19 protein-coding genes are annotated in these 24,361 nt (G+C 43.1%); 12 read left to right on the top strand and 7 right to left on the bottom strand.

What is annotated here, in order from left to right; genetic code table 11:
* Window positions 1-124: 124 nt before the first annotated feature.
* Window positions 125-1,216 carry a redox-regulated ATPase YchF gene (gene ychF, locus PCRYO_RS07770; RefSeq protein WP_011513855.1) on the bottom strand — a complete coding sequence of 364 codons (1,092 nt, stop codon included), beginning with the start codon at window positions 1,214-1,216 and terminating at the stop codon, window positions 125-127.
* A gap of 489 nt (window positions 1,217-1,705) precedes the next feature.
* Between ychF and PCRYO_RS07765 the strand changes: the two genes are divergently transcribed.
* Window positions 1,706-2,251, top strand: coding sequence for an Rrf2 family transcriptional regulator (locus PCRYO_RS07765; RefSeq protein WP_011513854.1), 546 nt, complete (start codon window positions 1,706-1,708; stop codon window positions 2,249-2,251).
* Window positions 2,252-2,421: 170 nt separating this feature from the next.
* Window positions 2,422-2,571 carry a hypothetical protein gene (locus tag PCRYO_RS13180; protein ID WP_156772647.1) on the top strand — a complete coding sequence of 50 codons (150 nt, stop codon included), beginning with the start codon at window positions 2,422-2,424 and terminating at the stop codon, window positions 2,569-2,571.
* Window positions 2,572-2,599: 28 nt separating this feature from the next.
* On the opposite strand, the gene PCRYO_RS07760 is transcribed toward PCRYO_RS13180, so the two are convergent.
* A complete protein-coding gene (locus tag PCRYO_RS07760) occupies window positions 2,600-3,346 on the bottom strand; it encodes a hypothetical protein (protein ID WP_011513853.1) in 747 nt (248 codons plus the stop codon).
* Between the two features lie 209 nt (window positions 3,347-3,555).
* Entirely contained in the window at window positions 3,556-3,978 is a 423-nt protein-coding gene (locus PCRYO_RS07755) for a hypothetical protein (protein ID WP_011513852.1), read from the bottom strand.
* Between the two features lie 527 nt (window positions 3,979-4,505).
* Between PCRYO_RS07755 and PCRYO_RS07750 the strand changes: the two genes are divergently transcribed.
* From PCRYO_RS07750 to mmsB, 8 genes are all read left to right on the top strand, one after another.
* Window positions 4,506-5,744 carry an MFS transporter gene (locus PCRYO_RS07750; RefSeq protein WP_011513851.1) on the top strand — a complete coding sequence of 413 codons (1,239 nt, stop codon included), beginning with the start codon at window positions 4,506-4,508 and terminating at the stop codon, window positions 5,742-5,744.
* A 252-nt stretch (window positions 5,745-5,996) separates the two neighbouring features.
* Window positions 5,997-7,667 (top strand): fatty acid--CoA ligase, encoded by a 1,671-nt coding sequence (locus PCRYO_RS07745; protein ID WP_011513850.1) that lies wholly within the window; start codon window positions 5,997-5,999, stop codon window positions 7,665-7,667.
* Window positions 7,668-7,889: 222 nt separating this feature from the next.
* On the top strand, window positions 7,890-9,935 hold the full coding sequence (locus PCRYO_RS07740; RefSeq protein ID WP_011513849.1) for a propionate--CoA ligase: 2,046 nt from the start codon (window positions 7,890-7,892) through the stop codon (window positions 9,933-9,935).
* Between the two features lie 324 nt (window positions 9,936-10,259).
* On the top strand, window positions 10,260-11,744 hold the full coding sequence (locus PCRYO_RS07735) for a CoA-acylating methylmalonate-semialdehyde dehydrogenase (protein ID WP_011513848.1): 1,485 nt from the start codon (window positions 10,260-10,262) through the stop codon (window positions 11,742-11,744).
* A gap of 63 nt (window positions 11,745-11,807) precedes the next feature.
* Window positions 11,808-12,968 carry an acyl-CoA dehydrogenase family protein gene (locus tag PCRYO_RS07730; RefSeq protein WP_011513847.1) on the top strand — a complete coding sequence of 387 codons (1,161 nt, stop codon included), beginning with the start codon at window positions 11,808-11,810 and terminating at the stop codon, window positions 12,966-12,968.
* 45 nt (window positions 12,969-13,013) lie between these two features.
* Window positions 13,014-13,796: an enoyl-CoA hydratase gene (locus PCRYO_RS07725; RefSeq protein ID WP_011513846.1), complete on the top strand. Its 783-nt coding sequence runs from the start codon at window positions 13,014-13,016 to the stop codon at window positions 13,794-13,796.
* 59 nt (window positions 13,797-13,855) lie between these two features.
* Entirely contained in the window at window positions 13,856-15,100 is a 1,245-nt protein-coding gene (locus PCRYO_RS07720) for an enoyl-CoA hydratase/isomerase family protein (protein ID WP_011513845.1), read from the top strand.
* 111 nt (window positions 15,101-15,211) lie between these two features.
* Window positions 15,212-16,177, top strand: coding sequence for a 3-hydroxyisobutyrate dehydrogenase (gene mmsB / locus PCRYO_RS07715; protein ID WP_011513844.1), 966 nt, complete (start codon window positions 15,212-15,214; stop codon window positions 16,175-16,177).
* A gap of 87 nt (window positions 16,178-16,264) precedes the next feature.
* Here the strand turns inward: mmsB and PCRYO_RS07710 are convergent, their stop codons facing one another.
* Window positions 16,265-17,023: an IclR family transcriptional regulator gene (locus PCRYO_RS07710; RefSeq protein ID WP_011513843.1), complete on the bottom strand. Its 759-nt coding sequence runs from the start codon at window positions 17,021-17,023 to the stop codon at window positions 16,265-16,267.
* A gap of 643 nt (window positions 17,024-17,666) precedes the next feature.
* Between PCRYO_RS07710 and PCRYO_RS07705 the strand changes: the two genes are divergently transcribed.
* Window positions 17,667-18,503: a hypothetical protein gene (locus PCRYO_RS07705; RefSeq protein ID WP_011513842.1), complete on the top strand. Its 837-nt coding sequence runs from the start codon at window positions 17,667-17,669 to the stop codon at window positions 18,501-18,503.
* Between the two features lie 129 nt (window positions 18,504-18,632).
* On the opposite strand, the gene PCRYO_RS07700 is transcribed toward PCRYO_RS07705, so the two are convergent.
* Together PCRYO_RS07700 and pal are read right to left on the bottom strand one after the other, a co-directional pair.
* On the bottom strand, window positions 18,633-19,328 hold the full coding sequence (locus tag PCRYO_RS07700; RefSeq protein ID WP_105575666.1) for a 4'-phosphopantetheinyl transferase family protein: 696 nt from the start codon (window positions 19,326-19,328) through the stop codon (window positions 18,633-18,635).
* A gap of 127 nt (window positions 19,329-19,455) precedes the next feature.
* A complete protein-coding gene (gene pal / locus PCRYO_RS07695; RefSeq protein ID WP_011513840.1) occupies window positions 19,456-19,974 on the bottom strand; it encodes a peptidoglycan-associated lipoprotein Pal in 519 nt (172 codons plus the stop codon).
* A 404-nt stretch (window positions 19,975-20,378) separates the two neighbouring features.
* Between pal and pepN the strand changes: the two genes are divergently transcribed.
* On the top strand, window positions 20,379-22,979 hold the full coding sequence (gene pepN / locus PCRYO_RS07690) for an aminopeptidase N (RefSeq protein ID WP_041753531.1): 2,601 nt from the start codon (window positions 20,379-20,381) through the stop codon (window positions 22,977-22,979).
* A gap of 110 nt (window positions 22,980-23,089) precedes the next feature.
* Here the strand turns inward: pepN and PCRYO_RS07685 are convergent, their stop codons facing one another.
* Window positions 23,090-24,172 carry a 3-deoxy-7-phosphoheptulonate synthase gene (locus PCRYO_RS07685; RefSeq protein WP_011513838.1) on the bottom strand — a complete coding sequence of 361 codons (1,083 nt, stop codon included), beginning with the start codon at window positions 24,170-24,172 and terminating at the stop codon, window positions 23,090-23,092.
* Between the last annotated feature and the right edge of the window lie 189 nt (window positions 24,173-24,361).

The following is a 24,361-nucleotide window of genomic DNA, read 5'->3' as shown; positions in this document are numbered from 1 at the left end:
TTTATTCTTATTATTTAAATGTTATCGCTCCCAGTATAATAAAAAAAGCCAGCATCAAGACTGGCTTTTGGTTGTTCTATGCTAAGACTGTGTAAACATGCTGTGTAGTATTAAAGGTTAAGCATTAAACATTAAAACGGAAATGCATCACATCGCCATCTTGTACGATATAAGTCTTGCCTTCTAAGCGTGATTTACCGGCAGCAGCAGCACCTTTTTCGCCGTTATGTTCGATAAAGTCGTCATAAGCAATGACTTCAGCGCGAATAAAGCCACGCTCAAAATCCGTATGAATCACACCAGCTGCCTGAGGTGCGGTTGCGCCAACAGCGACTGTCCATGCACGCACTTCTTTTACACCAGCGGTAAAGTAAGTCTGCATATCAAGCAAATCATAACCACCGCGAATCACTTGGTCAAGACCGGCCTCGAGCATGTCCATTTCAGCCAAGAAGTCTTTTTTATCATCTTCATCAAGCTGGGCAATTTCAGATTCGATTTGGTTACACAATGCGATAACGATAGAATCTTCGCCAGTGGCATAGTTGCGTACGGCATCAAGATATGGATTATTCTCAAAGCCATCTTCGCTCACGTTAGCGATATACATGGTAGGCTTCAGAGTAATTAAACCATAGCTCCTGATGAGTTTTTTCTCATCAGCATCAAGATTGGCGGCGCGTGCGGCTTGACCTTCTGCTAATAATGGCTCGATTTTCTTAAAAATATCAAGCATAGCGCCAGCGTCTTTATCACCGCCTTTGGCTTTTTTGGTCAAGTTAAAGATCGCGCGCTCAACCGCTTCTAAATCGGCTAATGCCAATTCAGTATTGATGGTCTCGATGTCGTCGATAGGGCTAACGCGACCATCAACGTGTACGACGTTGTCATCATCAAAACAGCGTACCACGTGCGCAATCGCATCGGTCTCACGGATATTGGCTAAGAATTGGTTGCCCATGCCTTCGCCTTTTGACGCACCAGCGACCAAACCTGCGATATCAACAAATTCCATCGTCGTTGGTAGTACGCGCTCAGGGTTAACGATATCAGCCAGTTTCTTTAGGCGTGGGTCAGGCACTGGAACGATACCCGTATTGGGATCTTTGGTACAAAATGGAAAGTTTTCAGCGGCGATACCCGCTTTGGTCAAGGCGTTAAACAGGGTGGATTTACCCACGTTTGGTAGACCGACGATGCCGCAATTAAAACCCATAACATGCTCTCAATATATTGATAAAATCAGTTGATATAAGACTTAGTAAAATAGTAAATCAAAATTGGGCGTATTGTAGCAAATTTAACCGAATATGGGTGAGGTTGTTATACTGGTTAATTGGAATTTCATCGAGCAGTATTAGCTGCCTTTTTGGTTCTCATTATTATGCTAAGCTACTGTAGTTGAAGCACTTCAAAATAGACAACGATAGGGTGCTTTTGTCGCCAGAATAGCATTCATTAACTTCTATTTCTCTCTTTAGACATTTAGACTCCTGATGGTTTTTATACGTGAATAGTCTAAGTCGCTGAAAGCAGTAGATTTCTACTGTTTTTGTGAGAGCGGATAATAACTGATTCGATAAGCTTGGGGCGTTATTCCACATTCAATCCATTTCTTTTTATAAAGCGGTTTTAAATCACTTTACTTATCTAGCATAGCCCTTAGAATAAATGAATAACCCATTAGAAATAGGAGCACTTTAAGGTGCGATTGACCAATTACAGTGATTATGCACTGCGCTCGTTAATATATTTGGCCACTAAGCCCGAGCCGACGCTATTGGCAAATATCAGTGATATTGCCAATAGTTATCATATATCTAAAAGTCATTTGACCAAGATTATCCAGCAGCTCGGACAGCTTGGTTATATCGATAGTGTGCGCGGTAAGAATGGCGGTATTCGCTTAGCGCACGCGCCAAAAGACATTAATTTGGGTGAATTGATTAAAAAGATAGAGCCGGATTTTGCTTTGGTTGAGTGCTTTTCTACAAACTCATTGGACAGCTCGATCGCTGATATTAATAGTGCTGTAATAAATGATGAAAAGAACGCTAGCGCCAACGATATGTCATTAAAACTGATTGATGAAACTGTAAGTCACATAGCTTCAGGCTGTATTATCAGTCCGGTCTGTCAGCTAAAACAGGTGCTTGCTGAAGCGTTGACAGCATTTATTGCCGTGCTTGAACGCTATACATTGGCAGACATTATCGAGAATAAGGATGAGCTTGCAGCGTTATTATCATAATTTTCATAACATATTTTCTCTATTTTGAAAGGCAATTTAAATAAGACAGGATGTTATGATCTACTTAGCATCATTGTGAAGTTACTATTAATAGTATGCCATTCTAGTGAGAATTATTTAAATTAACTTCAAGATTATTAAAGAGTCATACTATAAAATGCGTTTGCAAAATGAGCGCATCAGCTGTTATGGCAGTTATGTTATTAACAGGTTGCTCAAGTTTAGATACGGTTAGCAACGCCACTCAAGACAGTACCATACAAATTGCCCCGACGTTGCAAACAGGGTTTCGCGATAAAAAAGGCTACCCATTTTGGTAGCCTTTTTTATCGTTTATCCAATCAACAATTACGCGTTTTCAAGCTTAGGTCGTGCTTTTGCAATCGCTTTTAATAATGCCTTCTCAAACTCGCCATCTTTAAATTTAACCAAATAAGAATGTGCTGCGCAAAAGTTGCGTACATCGCGCCAGTCATCTGCCAAGTTGCTCGCCCAATCACAATACTCTTTACCAGCGTTCGGCTCATTCTTTAGTGCTTTTTTGGTAGTAGGATGTAGCAATAATTCAGGTAACACCGCTTCTAATAGCTTTGTCGGCGGACTCATAAAAGTATCATCGACGTGTAAGCTTTTGCTAGCAGGATGGAATGCCAGCAGCGAACCTGCATGAATCATCTCATTAGGTGCGATATAGTGAACCCCTTGTGACAATGAGAATTTAAGCTCAGGATAACGCTCAGCGACCGCATCACTTTCGACCAAATCGTCTGCCCACTGTACTTCAGACACTTTTTTATGATGCCGACTACTGCCATAAAAAGTCGCTTGCGGAAAGTCTTTTGCCATTTGCGCGCAATGGACAGTATGAAAGGGGTGCAAATTAAGTACCGCTTCGACATCTTGCCCATTAGTAGTCAGTGCCATCACTTGCGCTCGCACGTCATCAGTCAAGGTGTAGCTGTCTAAAAAAACAAATCGTCCAGAGGCAAGTTTAACCAATGAGCATTGTGTACCGATATTCAGCACACCGCCTAAACGAAACGTACCACGAATGTTCCAAAATCCTGCACCCAAATCTATGATTTTATCGCTCATTAATACTCGTCCTTATGGTTTATTTTTTTAACTATTTTAGTGGTTATACGGTTGCTGATATATAAACGCTTATGCCTATTTATAGATATACAAATTTATAGATATACAAAGTTTGCCATAAAAAAGATAGCAGGATGTGTATCAATATACGAATGTAAAAATGTATTGATTTGATGTTGTGTTGGCACCGGATCGAAAGTTTGAGTTGTTTATTCTTCTAACAATTTGGTAAGTAATTCATCTATTTCCGCTTTAAACTCTTTATCTTCGATTTTATTGGCGGTAATTTTTGCGTTCTGCAGGCTGGTAATTGCAGCTTCTTTTTGCCCCAATTCAACTTGGATAACTGCCATAGAAAACGCAATGGATGACAGATGGTCTTTTGAGTTGATAGCTTTGGCTTTTTCAAGTGCCTTATCATAAATGACCAACGCTTCATCTAACTCTGCAGTGAAGTCGGCTAGCGTTTCCCATTGCTCTGGATGGTCTTTATCGGTATTTTCATTATCGATACAAATCGCTTTTAACTCGCTATATAGCCAATTAAAGGCTTCTTGATGTCCTTTTCTATCGGCTTCTAGTAGCTTTTCAGCCAAGGTATAAACGGACTTGTATATTTTGGTGTTAATCATGACTTACATCCTTTTTAAAATTAAGCATAGCGTTTTAGGCAACATATGGCTGAAATTACGGGCAATACTGTAGGTAAAATACGGAAAAATCGTTATTTTAACATCATTTGTGTTACTGCTGAACGCCATACATTGGAAGGGACTGTAAAATAGCACCCTACCTGCGCTGACTCAAGAGACGATTGAGTTTATCCACGGTTTATTATTGAGCGCTTTATAAGCCGTTTTTATAGTTATAGGCTTATATTTGCAGGCTACTGCCATTATGGTGCTGAATGCTGTTTTGTAACATAGCGCAACCTGTGTTTGTTATGTGCTGTGATAAAATGCAACTTAAATTTTTGAGAATTATTGGCTTTGGAACTCAGCTGTTTTAGTGAATAAGACTTTAATGGAAAATACTGTGATTAAAATTGCCTTCATTAAATTTTTTTGATGTTAAGTCATGATTTTTACAGTTGTTAGATTAGATATTTTATGTACTATTGCCATATTTCTATTACCCACGCCCAATTAGCCTAAGCTAAATGAGCCTTTTTATAGTCAGTACTCTTTTGAATAATCATATAAATAACAACACGACAAAGATACCCTTTGATTCGCCTTCATGGGTGCTGAAGTTAACTATTGGTCTGATTGGGATGTTCGCCTTTTTGCAGGTGTATTCTATTCAAGCGGTATTGCCAGTATTGATGGTAGATTTTTCAGCGACTGAAGTGCAGGCAGGGATGGTTGTTGGCGCAACAGTGATGGCGATTGCCATTATGTCACCGTTTTTAGGGATGCTATCTGATGCGGTCGGGCGCAAATCTTTTATCGTTGGGGCATTGTTGTTTTTAGCGATACCTACTGCTTTAATCGCCCAAAGTCCTAGTATTGGCTGGCTCGGTATGTGGCGCTTTATGCAAGGATTGTCTGTCCCAGGCATTACGGTTGTGACCATTGCCTATATCGGTGAGGAGTTCGAGGGGCGAGCTGTCACAGAGCTTATGTCATTCTATGTCTCAGGCTCGGTACTTGGCGGCTTTATGGGGCGGTTCTTGCTGGGGCATCTGCACGAGTTTATTGGCTGGCGTGCAGGCTATTATGTGATGGCAGCGATGACGCTTATCGGTGCACTATGGGTTGGCAAGATGTTGCCATCGTCGCGGCATTTTGTAGCCAATCCAAATTTTCGCTCAGCGATGCAGACGCTTGGTGAGCATTTGACCAATCGTTATGTGGTAACCGCATGTTTGCTCGGCGCTTGTGTGCTTTTTTCGCTCGTTGGTTGCTTTACCTTTATCAATCTACATCTTGCTGGCACGCCTTATGAGCTTAGCACTGGCGCGCTTGCCAATATTTTTGCGGTGTATTTAATCGGAGTGATTATCACGCCATTGTCGACGACATTATTACGTCGATTTGGGGCAGCACGCACCGTTCGAGTGGCAGTAATTTTTTCGATGCTTGGTGCGTTATTAACGCTGGTCACGCCATTATGGGGCATTATTATTGGGCTTGCCATTATGTCGTCAGGCGTTTTTGTTACCCAAGCGGCAACCATTAGCTATATCGCCGTCAATGTCAAAAACGGACGTTCATTAGCCTCAGGTTTATATTACATGGCTTATTATGCGGGCGGCACGATGGGTGCATGGCTGTGCGGTATCGTTTATGCACGTGGACAATGGTCATTAACCGTTTGGCTATTATTATTTGTACAAGTATTGGCACTTTTGGTCGCAAGTTTTGGCATGATAAAAACAAAATCGCGTCCTGCTTAATGCCAGACAAGCTAACACCAGACAAACCAACAGAAGAGATAAAATAAGCTATCACAAGCTAAGCAACTGAGAAACGATTATTTTCGAACGATGAGTATTGTGCCACTTATGTGTCATGCCTTTACATGAGGCTGGTTTTTTCCTACTATCAAGAGGTTATTGATAAAAACATCACCATGTAATCACGACTGATATCCAATCAATTGGTTTTTATCTGCACTCAAAAATACTATAAACAAGGACGTCAAACTTATGTCAAATATCTATCACAGTGCGCCATCCGCCTATGATTTTCCGCTATTGGTTAAGCAGTTATTAAACCGCGCCAAAACCGTATCACAAGATCAAGAAATCGTTTATGCAGATAAAAAACGTTTTACTTATAAAGACTTGTTTAACCGTATCAATCGTTTGGCGAATGTTTTAGACGGCTTAAACCTTGATGCTGGTGATGTGGTTGCTGTGATGGATTGGGACAGTCATCGCTATCTTGAATCCTACTTTGCCGTACCAATGTCAGAGTATATTTTGCAGACGGTCAATATTCGTCTATCACCTGACAAAATCCTTTACACCATTAATCATGCGAAACCAAAGGTGCTGCTACTCAACTCTGAATTTGCGCCGTTGGTCAAAGATTATCAGTTTGAAAACTCCAGCATTGAGCATATTATTTGGTTAGATGATAATGGTGTGACCTCTGAGGGCGTATTCGGGGGTAACCAGAACCGTGTCAAAGGTGAATATGAGGCGCTACTTGATGCTGCTGATGACCATTTTGATTTCCCAGATTTTGATGAAAACACCATTGCTACAACTTTTTATACCTCAGGTACGACAGGTGATCCGAAAGGCGTGTTCTTTAGCCATCGTCAGTTAGTACTGCATACCCTGACGGAAGCAGCGTCGATTGGTATGTTGCCAAATAAACAAGGCGTCAGCTATGGTGATGTCTATATGCCAATGACCCCGATGTTCCATGTCCATGCGTGGGGCTTTCCGTTTACAGCTACTATGACAGGTCTAAAGCAAGTATATCCTGGTCGTTATGCACCCGATTTGTTGATGGATTTGATTATCAATGAAAAGGTCAGCATCACCCACTGTGTACCGACAATTTTGCAAATGGTACTCAAAGAAGCGCAAGACCGCGGTGCCAGCTTTAATGGTCTAAAAATGATTATTGGTGGTTCACGATTGACAGAAGGCTTGGCAAAAGCGGCGATGGATCAGGGTATTGAAGTTTATACCGGTTATGGGATGTCGGAGACCGCACCTCTAATCAGTCTGACTGACTTTAGCCTCAATGAGCCGCAGCTGAGTGAAGAAGAGGATATTGCTCGCCGCTGTATGACGGGTAAGCCTGTACTTATGGTTGATGCTCAAGTATGGGGAGAGAACAATCAGCCAGTTGGTACAGGTCAGGATAATACTGGCGAGCTGGTATTACGCGCACCGTGGTTGACCCAAAGCTATTTAAAAAATGATGACGCTGGCAAAGAGCTGTGGGAAAACGGCTACATGCATACTCAAGACATCGCTTATATACGACCTGATGGCTATATCAAAATCACCGATCGCTTAAAAGATGTGATTAAGTCAGGTGGCGAGTGGATATCTTCACTAGAGATTGAGACGATTCTATCGCTACATCCTTCGGTGGCGGATGTGTCTGTGATTGGGGTACGTGATAAGCAATGGGGCGAACGTCCATTAGCATTAGTAGTACTCAAACCAAATTGCCAAGATACCAAAGTTGATGACATCAAAGCGCTGGCAGAGCAGGCAGTGGCCCGTGGTATCATTCCAAAATACGGTATACCTAGTCAGTTTAAGTTTGTAGATGAACTACCAAAGACCTCTGTTGGTAAACACGATAAAAAAGTGATGCGTGAGATGTATGCCAATCAGAGCGAGGTATAGTTTTTTTGAACTAACTCAACTATTAAGCAGATAACAGGCTTAATAGTTGACCTTTATGATTGGCTCTGCTACATTTTAAACCGATACACACTAAATCGATACGTAGTGTATCGGTTTTTTTGATTTAGTAAGGATAGCTGGCCGGGATAGCCAGTCTTATATTATGATATTATCGGACAAATCACATCGCATTACCCATCATTTATGCTAAGGACAGCTATTATGAGCGCGCAAACCGCCACTGCAGTGACCAATCAAATGTCAGCCCCAACATTTCAAGCACTAAATACGACTCAAACCTTTGCTGAGATTTATCAGTCTTCTATTGAAAATAAAGAAGAGTTTTGGGCTGAGCAAGCCAAGCGTATCTATTGGCATAAAGAGCCTGAGCAAATCCTTGATGACAGTAATTTGCCATTTGCGCAGTGGTTTGTTGGCGGCGAGACCAATCTTTGCTATAACTGTGTCGATCGTCACCTTGAAGAACGTGCAGAACAGGATGCCTTTATTTGGCTGTCATCAGAGATTAATCAAGAACTCGTAGAAACCTATCCTGCTGTAGTCGATGCTTTTAAAGACTTGGGTAATAACGTTGAGTTCTATACCGACTACACCAAGCGCCGCCTGACTTATAACGACCTTTATAAAGAAGTGAATTATTTTGCCGATGTATTAAAGCGTTACGGTATTGAGAAGGGCGATCGTGTCATCATTTATATGCCGATGATTTTAGAGGCCGCTTATGCAATGCTCGCCTGTGCGCGTATCGGTGCAGTGCATTCGGTGGTATTTGGTGGCTTTGCTGCCCATAATTTAGCCATTCGTATGGATGATGCTGAAGCAAAAATGGTCATCACAGTGGATGCAGGTTTGCGTGGTGGTAAAGTCGTCAACTATAAAAACCTTGTCAATCAAGGTATCGAGCAGGCAACCACTAAGCCTGAGCATGTAGTAGTGGTCAATCGTGGTATTTTGCCGTTTGACGTAAAAGAGCTAGATGTGGATTATGCCACTGAACGCCGTATCAGCTGTGAAGCCAATGCTATCGTCGAGCCTGTATGGCTTGAGTCTAATACGCCATCGTATCTGCTTTATACCTCTGGTACGACGGGCACACCAAAAGGTGTGCAACGTGATACCGGTGGTCATGCAGTAGCACTGACCACATCGATAGACTATATCTACGACGGTAAGGCAGGCGAGACGTTTTGGGCGATATCTGATATCGGTTGGGCCGTTGGGCATTCTTATACCATTTATGCGCCATTGCTTGCTGGCATGACCAGTGTTATGTATGAAGGCTTACCGCATCTACCAAACCCTGGTATCTGGTGGCGTATTGTGGAGGCCAACAAGGTCAATATCTTATTCACCGCACCAACTGGTGTGCGTATGCTGAAAAAGCAAGATGAGACATGGATGACCCGTTACGATGTCTCAAGCGTCAAATCCTTCTTTTTGGCAGGTGAGCCACTAGATGAGTCTACTGCCAGCTGGCTGACCAAGCATTTGGGTGTACCGATTTTAGACCATTATTGGCAGACAGAATCAGGTTGGCCTATTCTGAGTAATACTCCTAGGTTCGCTGATAAACCGCACAAACAAGGCTCACCTGGCTATCCTATGTATGGCTACGATGCGCAGGTCATCAATGAAGAAACTGGCGAGCCGTGTAAAGCGGGTGAAAAAGGTTTACTGGCGATTCGTGCGCCCTTACCACCGGGTTGTTTGACCACAGTTTGGGGTAATGATAAGCGCTTTATTGACAGCTACTTTAGCTTAGCGGATAGCAATCAATATTCGACATCGGACTATGCAGTCGTTGACGAGGACGGTTATTTTCATATCCTTGGTCGTACCGATGATGTCATCAACGTCGCCGGTCATAGACTGGGAACCCAAGAGATTGAAGAGGCAATCAGTATGCATGCAGAGGTCGCAGAGTGTGCGGTCGTGGGTATTCAAGATGAACTAAAAGGCGAGCTGCCGATTGCTTTTTGCGTGTTAAAAGATCATGAACTGGTGGCAACCACTGAAAACCGCTTTCGCCTTGAGCAGCAAGTGATCGGTGCGGTGGTGAAATCCTTAGGCGGTATCGCGCGACCTGCTGCGATTTATTTCCCGCAAGCATTACCAAAGACGCGCTCTGGTAAGATATTGCGCCGTGCTATTCGGGCGTTAGCAGAGGATAAACCCACTGGTGATATGTCTACCCTTGATAATCCAACGGCTATTGATGCGGTCAAGCAATCTATGAAGGATTACTAGGCGCATTTTCAGGCACGTTTTAAAACTACCTTTATCTAAAAAAGCTCATGAATGCTCATGGGCTTTTTTATTGTCGTTAATAGCTTATGGATTATGGTATATAAATCGGACATTAACGTTAACTTTACTAAAAGCAGCATAAAGAGCTTGACCCTAAAATTGTTTTATTGTTATAGTCAATAACGATACGAAATAAATCATTTTAAAATTATATGACAGAATGATAAATTTTAAGTTTTTAAATTTAGAGTTTTAAAACTCAAAGTCTTCAAAATTCTAAGCCGTCACCTAATGGCGGTCTTACAAACAAGATAAGGATATCTTATGCACCACGTCAAGCAGCTCATCAATGGTCAATTTGTTGATTCTAATACTAGCGAATGGATTGATATTACCGATCCTGCCACTCAAGAAGTCATTGCCAAGGTACCGCAAACGACAGACGATGAAATCAATCAAGCAGTCGCTGCCGCTCAAACGGCTTTTCAAACGTGGCGTAAAACACCAATTACCACTCGTGCTCGTATCTTTTTAAAGTACCAAGCACTGATTCGCGACCATATGGATGAATTAGCAGAGATCTTGACTGCAGAGCAGGGCAAGACCATTGCTGATGCGCGTGGTGATGTATTCCGAGGTTTAGAGGTAGTCGAGCATGCAGCAGGCATTGCAAACCTGCAGATTGGGGACTTTGTTGAAAACGTTGCATCAGGTGTTGATACTTACAGTATTTGGCAGCCACTTGGTGTTTGTGCAGGCATTACGCCGTTCAACTTCCCAGCGATGATTCCACTGTGGATGTTTCCAATGGCGATTGCCACGGGTAATACTTTTATCTTAAAACCTTCTGAACAAGATCCGATGGTGACCATGCGTTTGGTTGAACTTGCGGTTGAAGCGGGTGTGCCTGAAGGAGTGCTAAACGTCGTACATGGCGGCAAAGCCACCGTTGATGCGATTTGTGATCATCCTGATATTAAAGCAGTTTCTTTTGTCGGTTCGACCAATGTCGGCAAACATGTTTATGAGCGTGCCAGTCAATCAGGCAAACGTGCTCAGTGTATGATGGGCGCAAAAAACCATGGCGTTATCTTGCCGGATGCCAATAAAGAGCAGACTCTTAATCAGCTAGCAGGTGCCGCATTTGGTGCTGCCGGTCAGCGTTGTATGGCACTGTCTGTCGTTGTCCTTGTCGGTGCTGCTGGTGAGTGGATTGATGACATCAAGGCCAAAGCAGAAGGTTTAATCGTCTCAGCCGGTAAGCACGATAAAGATTTGGGTCCACTGATTTCTCCTGCAGCAAAAGCGCGTGTTGAGCATTTGATTGGTACTGGTGTAGAAGAGGGAGCCAGTCTATTGCTTGATGGTCGTGGTATTACGGTTGAAGGGTATGAGAAAGGCAACTTCGTTGGTCCAACTATCTTTGATAACGTCACAAGCGACATGCAAATTTACAAAGAAGAAATCTTTGGACCTGTACTGTGCATCATGCGTGCCAATAGCTTAGATGAGGCAATTGAGCTGCTCAATGCCAACCCGCATGGTAATGGTACCGCTATCTTTACTCAGTCAGGGGCTGCCGCGCATAAGTTCCAGCAAGATATCCAAGTCGGTCAAATCGGTATTAACTTGCCAATTCCTGTGCCACTACCGATGTTCTCGTTTTCAGGCTCACGTGCTAGTAAGCTTGGTGATTTAGGTCCTTATGGTAAGCAAGCGGTGCAATTTTATACCCAAACTAAAACCGTTACGGCACGCTGGTTTGATGATGAGGCAAGTCGCGGTGTCAATACGACTATTTCAATTTAACGCTGAATCACCTATATTTGCACTGACGACTTAATATACCCTATTCAGCACAAGGATGACCCCATGGATTTTTCATTAACCGATGACCAAATTGCCTTTCGCCAAACTGCTAGACAGTTTGCCCAAAAAGAGCTTAAGCCCAACGCTGCTGAATGGGATCGCACTTCGCACTTCCCAATTGATGTGATTAAAAAATCAGGCGAGCTTGGCTTTTTAGGGTTATATACCAACCCTGAGTATGATGGCTTGGGCTTGCCGCGTTTAGATTCTGCCATGGTTTTTGAAGAGCTAGCATGGGGTGATACCGCGGTGGCTGCTTATATGAGTATTCATAATATGGCAGGCTGGATGATTGGTGAGTTTGGCAGTGATACATTGTGCAAAAAATATTTGCCAAATATGGTCAGTGGTGAATGGCTTGGCAGCTACTGCTTAACAGAACCTAATGCCGGTTCTGATGCCGCATCATTACGTACCAAAGCCGATAAGCAAGGCGAGTATTATGTGCTGAACGGTGAAAAAACCTTTATTTCAGGGGCCGGCTCAACCGATGTGTTGGTCGTTATGGCGCGTACGGGCGCTGCAGGACCAAAGGGGATTTCAGCATTCGTGGTTGATGCCGATAGTGCTGGTATTGAATACGGCAAAAACGAGCATAAAATGGGCTGGAAAGCACAGCCAACACGGACGATAAGCTTTAAAGATGTCAAAGTGCCAGTAGAGAACCTCATCGGCGAAGAAGGTCAAGGCTTTCGTATCGCTATGAAAGGGTTAGATGGCGGTCGAATTAATATTGGTATCTGTGCAGTAGGAACAGCGCAAGCAGCGCTTGAGACAGCGACCAATTACGTGCAAGAGCGCAGTCAGTTTGGCAGCCCGATTGCCAGCTTACAGTCGGTACAGTTTAAGCTTGCTGATATGTTGACTCAAACCATCACGGCACGGCAAATGCTGTATTTAGCGGCGAGCAAAGTCGACAATAACGATGCGCAAGCCTCTACTTATTGTGCGATGGCAAAGCGTTTATCGACCGATCTTTGTTTTGATGTCGCTAACGAAGCTCTGCAACTACACGGTGGTTACGGCTATCTCAATGAGTATCCGCTTGAGCGTCATGTGCGAGATTTGCGTGTGCATCAGATTTTGGAAGGCACCAATGAGATTATGCGCGTGATTGTCTCGCGTCAGCTATTACAAGACGATGCATTGAGCCAACTGCGCTAACCTATTTATATGAATAAAATGATTTTATGATAAGGATGTTTGATCATGACGGATTATACCAACTTAAAACTATCGATTGATGGTCATACTGCGACATTAACCCTAAACAACCCACCTGCTCATACATGGACGATGGACAGTCTTAAGGCGCTTAAGCAACTGGTCACTGATCTCAATGCCAATGATGAGGTATATGCACTAATCGTTCATGGTGATGGTGATAAATTCTTTTCAGCGGGCGCCGATCTAAATAATTTTGCAGATGGTGATAAAGGTCGCGCAATCAGTATGGCGATAGCGTTTGGTGAAGCATTTGAAGCACTGTCAGCCTATCGCGGCGTTAGCATTGCAGTGATCAATGGCTATGCGATGGGCGGCGGTCTTGAGTGTGCGCTTGCTTGTGATATCCGTATCGCAGAAGATCATGCTCAAATGGCGCTACCTGAGACAGGCGTTGGCTTGTTGCCGTGTGCCGGTGGTACACAAAATCTAACGGCTTTGGTAGGCGAAGGGTGGGCAAAGCGTATGATATTATGCGGTGAGCGCGTCGATGCCGAGACTGCGCTACGCATTGGCTTAGTCGAAGAAGTTGCTGCGAAAGGTGAAGGATTACAAACAGCACAAGCATTGGCGCAAAAAGCTGCTAAACAATCACCAGTTGCAGTCAGTTATTCCAAAAAACTTATTCAAGCAGCAAGACACACACCACCTGCGCAAAACCTTATCCATGAGCGTGAAGCCTTTGTTAAATTGTTCGATACTGAAGATCAGCGCGAAGGTGTGCAAGCATTTTTAGAGAAGCGTAAGCCTGTTTGGCAAAATAAATAAACGCCATAGAATCAAACTTAATGATACTATTTTTCTTTTAATATTTGTAGGTCACATTTATGACAGCAGCTATAGAAGGCACACTAGAGGCGCCGGTATTATTCAGCACCGAACCGACAGATTGTGGTCACCTTATTGGGATAATGACGTTAAATATGCCCAAATCTCTTAATGCCTTAAGCGTTGAGATGTGTCAGTTGTTATCGCAACAACTAGAGCAGTGGCAAGGTGATGAGCAAGTAGTGGCATTGCTATTAAAAGGCGCAGGCGACAAAGCGTTTTGTGCAGGCGGTGATATTCGTAGGTTATATGACAGTATGTCAGCAACAGCGCCTATGCCAAATCCTTATGCGACGGATTTTTTTGGTCATGAATATAGTCTTTATCGACAAATGCACTTTTATCCCAAACCATTAATCTTGTGGGGCGATGGCATCATTATGGGCGGCGGTATGGGTTTGATGGCAGGCTGTAGTCATCGTCTGGTCACTGAGCGTACCCGTTTTGCCATGCCTGAGATTACCATAGGCTTATTCCCTGATGCTTCTGGCAGTTGGTTTTTGCAGCGCATGCCGGCTAAAACTGGTTTGTTCTTGGGATTGACGGGTGCGATGTGTAATGGTAGCGATGCATTATTGACCAACTTAGCAGAATATGGGGTTGGAAGTCAGGATTATGATGCCATCATGCAGCGCTTAACACAGAGCGACTGGCAAACGGCAGCTGATAATAATAAAGAGAATAAGCACAATAAAGAAAGTAACAACAGCGCCCATAGTATCGTGAGTCGGGCATTGGGGGCGCAGCCTGTTGCTGAATTGCCTGCTAGTAAGCTTGCACAGCATTGGTGTGCTATTCAGCAACTAATGAACAGAGGCGGTTTGGGTGATATCGATGCGCTATTACAAAATGATGAGGCGCTCACACAACTTGATACAGATTTTGCTACCGACAGTTGGGCACAACGAGCCATTGCAACCTATCGACATGGCTGTCCAGTGACTGCGGCATTGACCTATGCGCTATATCATAAGGTGACGGATTTATCGCTAGAGCAAGTTCTGTATTTAGAAGCCAATGTCGCTGTACATTGTGCCGCCAATCCTGACTTTAAAGAAGGCGTACGTGCGCTACTGATTGATAAAGATCGTAATCCACAGTGGTCACGCTCACTAGCAGACTGCTTGAGTAGCGAAGGGCAGGCGTACATACAGCAGCACTTTATCAATCCTTATGCTAAAGATGAGCATCCGTTAGGCGATTGGCTTAGCGCTGCTGCATTGGGTAATGAAGCGGTTCGCTAACCAGATATTTAGCATCTGATTTAAGCTAACTTAACTGGATTAAGTGACTAGATTAAGTGAAATTTGAAAAATTAAAACTAATTGCATAATCAATCATCAAGGAGCGATGAGATGGCTACAAAGGATACAGGTTCAAGTAGTACAACTACGACTGATAATGATGGTAATACAGCAAAGCCAAATATCGCCTTTATTGGACTAGGTAACATGGGCGGTCCAATGGCAGCAAACTTGTTAAAGGCAGGTTATACGCTATCGGTTTATGATTTATCTGTAGAGGCGACCGCGCGCTTGCAACAAGCGGGTGCCAATATAGCAGAGAGTCCGAAAGATGCTGCTCAAAATGCCCAAGTGATTATCAGTATGTTACCTGCTGGCAAGCACGTGCATTCTGTCTATCTAGGAGAAGGTAGCTCTGACGGTCTACTTGTAGACTTACCAAAAGGTACTTTGGTTATCGATAGCAGTACCATAGCAGCAGCTGATGCTAGGAAAGTAGCAGAAGTTGCAAGTAAGCTTGGTATTGATTTTTTAGATGCGCCAGTCTCTGGCGGTACAGGTGGCGCTATCGCTGGCACATTGACCTTTATCGTTGGTGGAGACGATGCAGCCTTTGCCAAAGCTGAACCGATACTGGCTGTAATGGGAAAAAATATCTTCCACGCAGGCGAGCATGGTGCAGGACAAGTAGCTAAAATCTGTAATAACATGCTGCTTGGAATTCTGATGGCAGGAACGGCAGAGGCGATTAATCTAGGTGTCAAAAATGGTCTCGATCCAAAGGTACTATCCGATATCATGCTACAAAGCTCCGGTCGTAACTGGACGCTAGAGGTCTACAACCCGTACCCGCAAGTGATGGAAAATGTCCCATCGAGCAATGGCTATCAAGGCGGCTTTATGAGTAAGCTGATGCAAAAGGATCTTAACCTTGCCATGCAAACCGCTCAAGACACGCATGTAGAGACACCAATGGGCGCTAAAGCAACTGAGCTATATGCTGCGCATACCATCGAGAATGGTGATAGAGATTTTTCTAGTATTATGGCGCGTCACGACAGCTCTGTATTGTCTTAAATTATTAAGCACACAAATAAAAAAGGTCGGCATTATAGTAATAGTGCAGACCTTTTTTTGACTTATTTCTAGTTTATATCAAGGCATTTAACTTGGCAGCTCGTAGACCAGAGACTGAATATCTTGCGCCGCTTTTTGTAGTCGTGGCACATAGGTTAAGAGGTCATCTAAGGACACCCGTATGGTCGGTGCATGCAGATATAACGAAGCAAGGTAGCGTGATTTCCTATCCCTTATCGGTACGGCGATTGCCACCATCTCAGAGATAAACTCTTCGTTATCGATACCTATGCCTGTTTCAGCGATACGATCAAGCTCAGCGTTTAATTTTTCGATATCAGTGATGGTATTTTTAGTGAACTTATCTAGTGACAAATTTTGTAGTATTTTTTCGCGGCTTGCACTCGGCAACTGACTTAAATACAGCTTCCCAGTCGCTGTACACCACATTGGCGACTTTGCGCCCACTGGTAAATAAATCTGTATCGGCAAGGTCGTTTGTGCGCGGTTGGTATAGATCATATTCATGTGATAAGGAACACCGATACCGCAGGTTTCTTTTAGCTCATCGACCAGTTTTTGCAAAATCATTTGACGTTCATTAAAGAACAGTCGCTGCTGCCAAAGCTCAACACCCAAATTGCGTACGCGTTTACCCGGTATAATACCGCCGCCAATATCAATTGTCACAAATCCTTCATCAACCAGATTTTGAATCAATCGATGAATGGTTGGCTTCGGAATATCAAGCTCCTGCGATAGCTCTAGTGGCGAAATCGGCTTTGAGGCATAAGATACCGCCTCAATAATCTCTAGCACACGGGTAATCGATGATACTTTAGGCATATAAATGACTCAGTAATAATAAAAAAACAAAGCAAGTAGCTATATTATAACGGATATAATCGCCTCTAAAAATAGAGCAGAACAGTCAAGGCGATAAGGCTAAAAATGAATAAGCGCAAAGGAATACAGTAATTGGCTTACTGACTCTAATTTAGCAAAATATAACCCTTAGATAAGCCTGCCTCTCATTATATAGTAACGTATTTACATTGCGTGAATTTATAACAAAATTATCTGAGAATTTTTCGGTTTTCTTAGCAAGATTAGATACGTTCAGTCACAAAGTACAACAATCTGTAGTAATTAACTCTATAACTGTTATTGCGTTATTTCTCAAGATGCTTCATCATGCAGACATATTTTGTAATACCTTTACATGAGCGTTAAGCATTCCAATAATCATGTGTAGGCTGCGCGGTGGCTTTAATACCATTGTGTAACAAAAGGGCGAAGTATTGCGGGCTGGTGTAGTAATTATTACAATATCTATGCAATCTTTACATAATGGTAAATAAAAAGTGCATCTTTAGGGGTGACTTTTTGAGCCAAAATTGTTTTAATCCTCGCATCAAAATGATTGTTTAAAAAAGTTAGATTTTCATTTTTTTATGGGCGCGTTATTTCATACTTTAGGAGAGTAATTATGAAACTTATTCAATTAACAGCAATCACTGCTGCCGTTTTAGCCTCAACTGCTGCTCTTGCAGCTGATCCAGTTATCGTTATTGATGGCAATGACGCTGTTGTATACGAAGCTGAGCCAGTAGCAGTTGCTTATCAAGCAGACGCTGGTTATGCCTATAATGCAGATGCTGGTGTGTTACGTAACACCACTGGTGCAGTTGTTGGCGGTACTAAGACTTTCTTCCAAACTGTTACTCATCCAGCAGCGATCAGTGCTGAAGTTGGTACTTTAGGCTATGGTGCTAACATCGCTTGGGGCTTAAACGACAAAACTGAAATTCAAGCTGGTTGGGCAGGCGGCGATGCTGCTGATTTATTCGGCGGCGACTTTGATGCTAACGACGTAAACTACGATGTAGATACTGATTTTAGCAACCCGTACCTAGGCGTACAAGTACGTCCTATGGCAAACTGGTTCACTATGGGTGCTGGTATCATCGTTCCTGACAACGATATTGACGTGACTGCTAACGCTAATAATAATAGCTATAGAATCAACAATGTTGATTACGATGCAACTCAAGTCGGTACTCTGAAAGGTAATCTAGAGCATCGTAACAAACTAGCACCTTATGCTACTATCGGCTTCCGTCCTAATATCACTAATAACTTCGGTTTGTTCGGCGAGTTAGGTGCAGCATATATGGGTAAGACCGATGCTACTGTTAATGCCGTTAATGGTACCAATCCAGTTCTAGGCGCTGTCGCTGCTGCTGATGCTGAAAAAGAGCTAGAAGATAAAGACTGGTTAGAGTGGATGCCAATTGTTAAAGTTGGTGCAACTTACCGCTTCTAATTTAACAACCGTTTAAATACTGTTGTTAACAGAAGAATAAGTACAAAAAAACGATCCTTTTGAGGGTCGTTTTTTTTATGTCTAAAATAAAGTAATAAATGTCATTTATTATCAGGTATTTGATATTTATCAATAAACAATAACAGTTTGCTGTGAGGAAATAACAGAAATTTGATAATTAGTCTTATCGTCAGTCAGAGTAAGCAAGGGTAGGGTTTCTATAGGCTGATTGAGTAAATCGTAAATGATGGCGGAATAATCCATGCCTAAACCTTGGGCAAGCGTATATTGATGTATTTTAATAAAGCTCTCTTTTATTTGCCACAGCCATCTTATGGCAGAGTTACGCTGTATCATTGGCAATGCTTGCAAGATAGCCAGCTCTTTTGGATGATAGAACCGCTTTGCTACCTGCCATTTCACGGCATTGACTTCGATATCAATACCCGAGGCACGATGGCGACTGATAACGACAGCGACCTTGACGTATGGTATGTCTGATTTTTCTATATCATTTAGCATTCGAGTAGCATTTTTATTATTGCAATTGGTATGGCTAAAACACACATAATATTGGCTATGAGTGAGTCGATAAGGAAAATTTGATTCATCTAAACGATCGACGATATCCAGTCTTTTGAGCAATGCCTGCAATAATAGCCTTACGCCTGCACGTTGCTGCTGGCGTTGGTTATAAGCAATTTGAGGGGCAGCTAAGCAAGTAGTGGTTTTTTTAATATCGCAATGTGAAGCACGCACTTTAGCAGTCGCACACCACGTCATTGTCATGGGGTCGAGCTGAGTATAGAGAATATCGTGTAGCATTAAGTTTTGCATAGTCTGTATATTGTAGAAACTTATGGTTTATATCGCGATTTATCTTAGCCTAACAAAAAGCCCAACAATAGGCTTGTTGGGCTTTTGAATGCTTATAATGTCTTATGCTATATGCTTAGTAAGACAATTCAGCACGGCGGTTTTGGGCATAGGCATCTTCGTTCGTACCGGCAGCAGCAGGACGCTCTTCGCCATAGCTGATGACACGGATATTATTTGCTGCAACGCCTTGTGCTGCAAGATAATCACGTGCTGCTTGGGCGCGGCGCTCACCCAATGCGATGTTATATTCACGGCTACCGCGCTCATCGGTGTGACCCGCGATAACTACGCCTGCATTTGGGTTAGATTTTAACAGACCCGCGTGTTGGTTTAAGACACCTGCAGATTGTGAAGTGATCGCACTGCTGTCAAAGGCAAAGTATACAACGGCTTGGATGTTCTCAGCACCGGTAATAACTGCGTTTGAGTTGTCTACGATAACAGCACCATTGTAGCCAACTTGACCGCCTGGGATACCTAGAGGGGCAACGACGACTTCAGAAGTGGCACGCTTAGTGGCACAACCTGATGCTAGAACAACAGCACTTGATAATACAGCGAGGGCAGCGATTTTTGAAAAACTGGTTGACATAATAAGCTCCAAAAATTTTAATGAATTAGATTTGTTGTTGTAAACTGCTTACGATAAAACTTAGGCAATTGCTATCTATAATATACTAAATGTTACTTTATGTAAGTACTATTACTGTAAATAATGCTAGAGTTTACAAATAGATATAATGCGCATTACGCCAATATTTACGCCATTATATAGGGATTCTTACCATCGTTACCTTTCTTATTTTAATTTAGTAGTCACCTTGAAATTTGGCGCTTTAAGTCAATGTATTTAGGTATCTTACATAGGTATTGCGACAGTATCAAAGTGTCGCTTAAGTCTTGCTATAAAGGCTGTTATAAATATAACCATCATAAAAACCAATAGGAATCTATATGTCTACCGCTGAAAACGATGCACAAATCATCAATGCTGAAATGCCTGATGTACCTCTCCATGCGCCCAGTAAAATCAATTTAAAAGACTATCAAAAGCCAAGCTTCGATGTTGAAACTGTCAGCTTAGATATCAAGTTATTTGAAGACCATGCACAGGTAGATAGTACTCTAAAGATGGTACGTCAAAGCGCAGGCGATATCGTTTTATTTGGTGAAGATTTAGAGCTGTTGGCTTTGTCTATGAATGGTGAGGCATTGAGTGCTGAGCGTTATGAGCTGTCAGCAGGTAAGCTTACGATTAGTGATGCTCCTGATGAGGTGACATTGGCGCTACAAGTGCGTATCTGTCCACAGACCAATACTGCCCTTGAGGGGTTTTATATGGCGGGCAGTGGTGATGAGACGATGTTTGTCACCCAGTGCGAGCCGGAAGGTTTCCGTAAAATTACCTTTTATCCAGACCGCCCTGACGTACTCGCGATATTTACCACTCGCCTTGAAGCAGACAAGCGCTATCCAACACTATTAGCCAATGGTAATTTGGTTGAAGCGGGGGAGATGATCGATGCGCCAAACCGCCATTATGCTATTTGGCATGATCCGACCAATAAGCCAAGCTATCTATTTGCTTGTGTGGTCGCTGACTTAGATGTATTAGCGGATAGCTATACGACCAGTGAAGGTCGAGAAGTCTTGCTGGAAGTCTATGCAAAGTCTGCTGACATCGATAAATGTACTGTCGGTATGCAGGCGCTCAAAGATTCGATGCAATGGGATGAAGTTAATTACGGTCGTGCTTATGACTTAGATCGTTATATGATCGTTGCAGTCAGTCAATTTAATATGGGTGCGATGGAAAATAAAGGGCTAAATATCTTTAATACTGCCTGTGTATTATCAAGCCCTGAAACCACGACTGATACTCGTAGCTTTAGCGTAAAAGCTATTATCGCCCATGAGTATTTCCATAATTGGACGGGCAATCGGATTACTTGTCGTGATTGGTTTCAGTTATGTTTAAAAGAAGGCTTTACCGTTTACCGCGATCAATCGTTTTCAGCGGATCAGCAATCAAGCGCGGTACAACGTATCGATGACGTCGCGACTTTGCGTGCCCATCAGTTTGCAGAGGATGCAGGACCACTTGCCCATCCTGTACGTCCTGAGAGTTTTGTTGAGATTAATAACTTTTATACCACCACCGTCTATGAAAAAGGCGCTGAAATTGTCCGTATGATAGCCAATACCTTGGGCGCTGATGATTTCCGAAAAGGGACGGACGAGTATTTCCGTCGTTATGATGGTCAAGCGGTCACGGTTGAAGACTTTTTATCTGCGCTTAGTATTACTAACGGTAAAGTAGAAGACTTTATCGATTGGTATCGCCAGCCAGGTACGCCAGTGGTGTCCGGTCATCAAGACTATGATAGCGCCACGCAAACATTGACCATTACGTTGAGTCAGCAAACCCGCCATGTGAGCGGCTTTGATGCGCCAAAACCCTTGCCTATTCCAGTTGCAACGGCATTATTTGATAAAGAAAGCGGCAAAATTATTGCTGAGAGTATGTTGCTATTAGACCAAGCTACACAAACCTTTACTTTTGAAGGCGTAAGTGCTGAGCCTGTGGTGTCTTTGCTACGTGATTTTAGTGCGCCTGTACAGCTGAATTATGATTATCAAGATGAAGATTTGGCATTTTTACTCAAACATGAAACCAATGGCTTCAATCGTTGGCAAGTGACGCAGATGCTGGTCAACCGTATTTTGTTGCCCACCCAAGGCACAAAGAGCAATCCTGATGTTTATCTAGCGGCATTGGCGCAGACATTGCCAGTGCTCGCAGGTGAAGATGCAATGCTAGCAGCGCGTTTACTTGATATTCCATCAGCTCAAGAGTTGGCGGCTGCTATTCCTGAAGATTATGATCCAGAAGTGGTCAAAGCGCAGCGTGAAGGTTTGTATCAGCAGCTAGCAGAGGCGTTAAAAGATCAATGGGAAATGCTTTACAAGCAACTGCCATTGCACTCCTATGAAGACAGTGCAGAAGCTCGTGGTGAACGGGCACTACGTAATGTGGTGCTAGATATGGCATTGAGCGCGAACGTGGAAGGCGCTGTAGAGTGGGCACAGCAGCAGTATGATAATGCCAGCTGTATGACGGAACGTTTTGGCGCACTAAAGGCCATGGTCAATCATCAAGTGGCAAATGCTGATGCGTATTTAGCAGATTTTTATCAGCGTTTTCAAGCCGATGATTTGGTGATTGATTTGTGGTTTAGTGTCCAAGCATCTGCTGACAACGTCAATGCTGATGTTATTAAATCACTATTAGCACATGAAGATTTCGATTGGAATACGCCCAATCGCGTACGTTCAGTCATCAGCGCTTTTACCTCGCAGCCAACTGCATTATGGACGCAACAAGGTTTGGATATCTATACAGACGTGATTAAGAAGCTAGATGATTCTAACCCGATGATAGCCTCGCGCCTACTACAAGTATTGGCACGTTGGAATACGTTAGCTGAGCCACGCCGTCAAATGGCTCATTCGCAGCTGCTCGATGTGCAGCAGCAAGTATCCTCTAAGCATGTGCATGAGAGTCTAAGCAGTGTGCTGGGTGCAGTGACTGCATAGAGCTTTCTTAGAAATCTAAAATTATAATCTTAAACATGAAAAAAGCCCGTCTGACAATATAGTGTCAAACGGGCTTTTTTAATAAGCAGCTATTATTGGATAAGCAGTTATTAACGGTTAGGTAGGATGTCTTTGACCATATCACGTAAGTTATGTAGTGCTGTGACCGTGCTGTCCCAATCTAGGCAACCATCTGTAATTGACATGCCGTATTCGAGCGCATCCAAATCAGCAGTCAGCTCTTGGCGACCGCCTTTTAAGTGACTCTCAATCATCATACCAATGATGGACTTGTTACCATTTCTGATTTGCTCCGCAACGTTTTGGATCACCATCGGTTGCAAATAAGGGTCTTTACCAGAGTTGGCATGACTTGAGTCAATCATAATCTTGCTACTAGTTTTACCTTTGGCAAGCGCGTCTTCTACTTGAGCGACTGCTGTTTCATCGTAGTTAGGCTTACCATTGCCACCGCGTAATACCACGTGAGCATAAGGGTTACCTTTAGATTTGATGATAGACACTTTGCCATCTGAGGACAGACCCAAGAAGCTATGACCCGCTTTTACCGCTTGCATGGCGTTGACCGCAACAGTCATGCCACCATCAGTACCGTTTTTAAAGCCGACTGGGCATGATAAGCCTGAGCTCATCTCACGATGCGTTTGGCTCTCGGTCGTACGTGCGCCAATCGCTGACCAGCTGATCAAGTCCTGCATGTACTGCGGTGTATTCGGGTCAAGCGCTTCAGTAGCACAAGGTAGTCCTTTTTCATTGAGATCAAGCAGTAGCTTACGGGCTGTACGCAGACCTTTTTCGATATCAAAGCTGTCATTCATATCAGGGTCATTAATCATGCCTTTCCAGCCAACGGTCGTGCGCGGCTTCTCAAAATAGACACGCATCACAACGAATACGCTGTCTTCAATCTCTTTCGCCAATATGGCTAAGCGATCAGCATATTCATGAGCGGCTTTGATGTCATGAATAGAGCATGGACCAATAACCACAAACAAACGCTTGTCTTTGCCATCCAAGATGTTTTGGATAGTGTGACGACCATTTAAAACGGTTTTATAGGCTTCGTTTGATAAAGGAAGTTCGGTTTTTAGCTCATTGGGTGTGATTAATGGAATAAATTTTTCAATATTCACGTCGTCAATTTCTGCATTATGGGTAGCGGTTGTTATCATGATTATATATCGTCTAGCTGATTTATAGGGACTTTCATTATGCGGACAAAAGTACCAGTTGACAAGGGGAGTCGAGCAGTTAATTGACTGATAACTGGAATGCTGATGCGAAAACTTGGTTATACTTGATGATTATAGGTAGGATAAAGAGACGTTTATGCCACTGGATTTCTTCGGGCAGCTTCGCTA

It is taken from the genome of Psychrobacter cryohalolentis K5, assembly GCF_000013905.1.
GTDB lineage: Bacteria > Pseudomonadota > Gammaproteobacteria > Pseudomonadales > Moraxellaceae > Psychrobacter > Psychrobacter cryohalolentis.
Note: the sequence above shows the minus strand (reverse complement) of the source record. Positions and strands in the feature narration are given on the sequence as shown.

Coding starts and splice junctions, on each gene's coding strand:
- ychF (WP_011513855.1), bottom strand. CDS start 1,216: ATGGGTTTTAATTGCGGCATCGTCGGTCTACCAAACGTGGGTAAATCC.
- PCRYO_RS13180 (WP_156772647.1), top strand. CDS start 2,422: ATGAGCGCATCAGCTGTTATGGCAGTTATGTTATTAACAGGTTGCTCA.
- PCRYO_RS07760 (WP_011513853.1), bottom strand. CDS start 3,346: ATGAGCGATAAAATCATAGATTTGGGTGCAGGATTTTGGAACATTCGT.
- PCRYO_RS07755 (WP_011513852.1), bottom strand. CDS start 3,978: ATGATTAACACCAAAATATACAAGTCCGTTTATACCTTGGCTGAAAAG.
- PCRYO_RS07750 (WP_011513851.1), top strand. CDS start 4,506: ATGAGCCTTTTTATAGTCAGTACTCTTTTGAATAATCATATAAATAAC.
- PCRYO_RS07745 (WP_011513850.1), top strand. CDS start 5,997: ATGTCAAATATCTATCACAGTGCGCCATCCGCCTATGATTTTCCGCTA.
- PCRYO_RS07740 (WP_011513849.1), top strand. CDS start 7,890: ATGAGCGCGCAAACCGCCACTGCAGTGACCAATCAAATGTCAGCCCCA.
- PCRYO_RS07735 (WP_011513848.1), top strand. CDS start 10,260: ATGCACCACGTCAAGCAGCTCATCAATGGTCAATTTGTTGATTCTAAT.
- PCRYO_RS07730 (WP_011513847.1), top strand. CDS start 11,808: ATGGATTTTTCATTAACCGATGACCAAATTGCCTTTCGCCAAACTGCT.
- PCRYO_RS07725 (WP_011513846.1), top strand. CDS start 13,014: ATGACGGATTATACCAACTTAAAACTATCGATTGATGGTCATACTGCG.
- PCRYO_RS07720 (WP_011513845.1), top strand. CDS start 13,856: ATGACAGCAGCTATAGAAGGCACACTAGAGGCGCCGGTATTATTCAGC.
- mmsB (WP_011513844.1), top strand. CDS start 15,212: ATGGCTACAAAGGATACAGGTTCAAGTAGTACAACTACGACTGATAAT.
- PCRYO_RS07710 (WP_011513843.1), bottom strand. CDS start 17,023: ATGCCTAAAGTATCATCGATTACCCGTGTGCTAGAGATTATTGAGGCG.
- PCRYO_RS07705 (WP_011513842.1), top strand. CDS start 17,667: ATGAAACTTATTCAATTAACAGCAATCACTGCTGCCGTTTTAGCCTCA.
- PCRYO_RS07700 (WP_105575666.1), bottom strand. CDS start 19,328: ATGCTACACGATATTCTCTATACTCAGCTCGACCCCATGACAATGACG.
- pal (WP_011513840.1), bottom strand. CDS start 19,974: ATGTCAACCAGTTTTTCAAAAATCGCTGCCCTCGCTGTATTATCAAGT.
- pepN (WP_041753531.1), top strand. CDS start 20,379: ATGCCTGATGTACCTCTCCATGCGCCCAGTAAAATCAATTTAAAAGAC.
- PCRYO_RS07685 (WP_011513838.1), bottom strand. CDS start 24,172: ATGATAACAACCGCTACCCATAATGCAGAAATTGACGACGTGAATATT.